The 1,249-nt window shown below is 62.2% G+C and carries 1 pseudogene; it reads right to left on the reverse strand.

Features of this window, described 5'->3' with window-relative positions:
* Nucleotides 1-1,249: pseudogene (rpoB, locus tag Q7J41_RS15830) on the reverse strand (DNA-directed RNA polymerase subunit beta); the annotation flags it as partial.

Here is a 1,249-nt window from a genome sequence, read left to right on the forward strand (position 1 = left end):
CGAAGACCGGGGTCTTGGTGATGATGCCGTGGCGCAGATTCTTCACGGCAAGGGCGAGGTCCTCGTCGTTCAGGCTCTTGATGAGCTCCACCGTCTCCTTGGCGTAGAAGACTTCATTGAGTTCCTTGCGCACCTGCTTCATGCCCTCGCCGTTCTCGATGAGCGCGTTCATCTGTGCGCCAAGTTCGCGTGCGGCCCAGCCCAGGTGGGTCTCCATGATCTGGCCGATGTTCATGCGCGAAGGCACGCCCAGCGGGTTCAGCACGATGTCCATGGGGGTGCCGTCGGCAAAGAAGGGCATGTCCTCCTCAGGCAGGATGCAGGACACGACGCCCTTGTTGCCGTGGCGGCCGGCCATCTTGTCGCCCACGGAGAGCTTGCGCTTCACCGCGACGTAGACCTTGGCCATCTTGATGACGCCCGGAGGCAGGTCATCGCCCTCGGTGACCTTCTCGCGCTTCACGTCGTAGACGGTCTTGGTGAATTTCACCTGGCGCTCGTAGTCGCCCAGGATCTGCCGGATCTGTTCGTTGACGTCCTTGGACGAGAACAGGCCGGAGAGCTTCTTCAGCGGCAGTTCGTCCAGAACCTCGCGGGTCAGCGGACGATCGGACTCGATGAGCACCTCGCCCTTCTTCTTGCCCATGAGCGGCTGGGCGATCTGCTTGTTCTCGGCCACTTCCCAGACACGCTCGCGGACGTTGTCGGTCAGCGCGGCGATGTGCTTCATCTCCTTCATGTCAAAGGCGGCCAGAGCGGCCTGCTCGATGGCCAGGGTGCGCTCGTCCTTCTCGCCGCTTCTGCGGTTGAAGACCTTGACGTCGACCACGGTGCCCTCGATTCCAGGCGGTACCTTGAGCGAGGTGTTCTTCACGTCGCGCGCCTTGTCGCCGAAGATGGCTCTGAGCAGCTTCTCTTCCGGCGTCAGCTGGGTCTCGCCCTTGGGGGTGATCTTGCCCACCAGGATGTCGTCGGGCACGACCTTGGCGCCCAGGCGGATAATGCCGCAGTCGTCGAGGTTTCGGAGCATCTCCTCGGAGACGTTCGGGATGTCGCGGGTGATCTCCTCGGGTCCGAGCTTGGTATCGCGCGCCACGACCTCGAACTCCTCGATGTGCACGGAGGTGTAGACATCCTCCTTGACCACGCGCTCGGAGATGAGGATGGAGTCTTCGTAATTGTAACCGCACCAGGGCATGAAGGCCACGAGCAGGTTCTTGCCCAGGGCAAGCTCGCCGTTCTTGATGCC

This window comes from Acetobacterium sp. (assembly GCF_030652775.1).
GTDB lineage: Bacteria > Bacillota > Clostridia > Eubacteriales > Eubacteriaceae > Acetobacterium.